3 protein-coding genes are annotated in these 2,021 nt (G+C 65.8%); all 3 read left to right on the forward strand.

What is annotated here, in order from left to right:
- A partial coding sequence (locus tag V2I30_RS11810; RefSeq protein WP_330662374.1) for an FAD-dependent oxidoreductase occupies positions 1–598 on the forward strand: 598 nt, incomplete at its 5' end.
- A gap of 40 nt (positions 599–638) precedes the next feature.
- Complete coding sequence (locus V2I30_RS11815) at positions 639–1,514, forward strand: sterol desaturase family protein (protein ID WP_330662375.1); 876 nt, start codon at positions 639–641, stop codon at positions 1,512–1,514.
- Positions 1,515–1,547: 33 nt separating this feature from the next.
- Positions 1,548–2,021, forward strand: a 474-nt coding sequence (locus V2I30_RS11820) for a VIT1/CCC1 transporter family protein (protein ID WP_330662376.1), incomplete at its 3' end; no start/stop codon positions are given.

Here is a 2,021-nt window from a genome sequence, read left to right on the forward strand (position 1 = left end):
CGGCAAGCATGTCGTCGTGATCGGCGGCGGCGATACCGGCTCTGACTGTGTCGGCACCTCCAACCGGCAGGGCGCGGCGAGCGTCACCCAGCTCGAGATCATGCCGCGCCCGCCCGAAAAGGAAGACAAGGCACTGACCTGGCCCGACTGGCCGCTGAAGCTGCGCACCTCTTCGAGCCACCAGGAAGGCGTGGAGCGCGACTGGGCGGTGCTGACCAAGCGCGTCGTCGGCGATGGCGAGCGGGTCACCGGGCTCGAATGTGCGCGGGTCGAATGGGTCGCGGATGAAAGCGGCAACCGCCAGATGCGCGAGATCGTCGGCAGCGAGTTCACGCTCAAGGCCGACCTGATCCTGCTCGCCATGGGCTTTACCGGGCCGCGCAAGAAGGGCCTGCTCGAACAGGCAGGCGTCGCGCTCGATCCGCGCGGCAATGTCGAGGCGGACACGCTTGGCTATGCCACCAGCGAGGACGGCGTGTTCGCTTGCGGCGACATGCGGCGCGGGCAGAGCCTCGTCGTCTGGGCGATCCGCGAGGGGCGGCAATGCGCGCGCAGCGTCGACGAGGCGCTGATGGGCGTAACACAATTGCCGCGTTAGGCCGTTCATGGTCTAATCGCGTCAGGTGTCTTTGGGGGACATGACCATGAAGCAAGCGATCTTCGACCATCTGCCACCTGCGACGCTGTTCGCGATCTGGGCGATCTTCGGCTTCGCGCCCGCCGCCTGGATCGAGGATGGCTGGCTGTTCGCGCTGGTCGCCTTCGGGTCGATGTTCTTCATCCAGGCGATGGAACTGGTGCACGAGCGGCACGAGGGCTGGCGCATCACCGGCAGGGAATTCGCCACCGACATGTTCTACATGGTGCTGGTGATCTTCTTCATCGGCCTCGTGACCGAAACCTATGTCGATGGCACGCTGCTCAAGGCGAAGGAGGCGCTGGGCATCGCGACGCCGTGGATCACGCAGCTGCCCTTCCTCGTCCAGGTCTTCATGGTGATGCTGATCTTCGAGTTCGGCCAGTACTGGATGCACCGTTTCATGCATAACAACGAGCTGCTGTGGTCGACCCATGCGCCACACCACCACGTCACCCAGCTCAACGCGCTCAAGGGTTTCGTCGGCAACCCGATCGAGCTGTTCCTGATCAGCCTCGGCGTCATCGCGCTGTTCGATTTCGACCTCAACGCGCTGCTCGCCGCGTTCCTTTCGCTCGGTGCGATCGCGCAATATGCCCATGCCAATATCCGCTCGGACCCGCCGGCATGGTACGCCTTCTTTTTCACCACGATCCGCCATCACAGCCTGCACCACACCGCGCTCAGCTATGAGGACACGCGCTGCAATTACGGCAATTCGGTGATCCTGTGGGACCGGCTGTTCGGCACATTCAGGGAAGGCGAATCCGAAGTGGTCGGGCAGGACGATCGCCGCCGCCTCTCGATCCTCGAGCAATTCGCCTTTCCCTACACCTATTTCCGCGCCAAGCGCCGCCAGCGGCTGGCCGGGGAATAAGGGGCCAGCCGGGAGACCGCGCCCGACCCGATCATGGCCGACCCCACCTCCCATCCCGACGACCCGCATTTCGTCCACCGCTCCGGCTGGCTGCGCGCCGCCGTGCTGGGCGGCAACGACGGCATCGTTTCGGTCGCCTCTCTGATTGTCGGAGTCGCGGCGGCAAGCCCTGCGCGCGAGGCGGTGCTGATCGCAGGCGTCGCCGGCCTGATCGCTGGCGCCATGTCGATGGCGGCGGGCGAATACATCTCCGTCTCCTCGCAGGCCGATCTCGAAAAGGCCGACGCGGCGCGAGAGGCGCGGGCGCTCAGGGAAACGCCGCGCGCCGAATTCGAAGAACTGGTCGGCATCTACGAGGAGCGCGGCCTCAGCCACGAGACCGCCTGCCGTGTGGCGCAAGAACTGACCGCGCTCGACCCGCTCGAGGCGCATCTGCGTGACGAGCTGGGGCTGACCGATACGCAATCCGCGCGCCCGCTGCTGGCCGCGCTCGCCTCGGGCGTTACG

The sequence above is a fragment of the Erythrobacter sp. genome (assembly GCF_036351135.1).
Lineage (GTDB): Bacteria > Pseudomonadota > Alphaproteobacteria > Sphingomonadales > Sphingomonadaceae > Erythrobacter.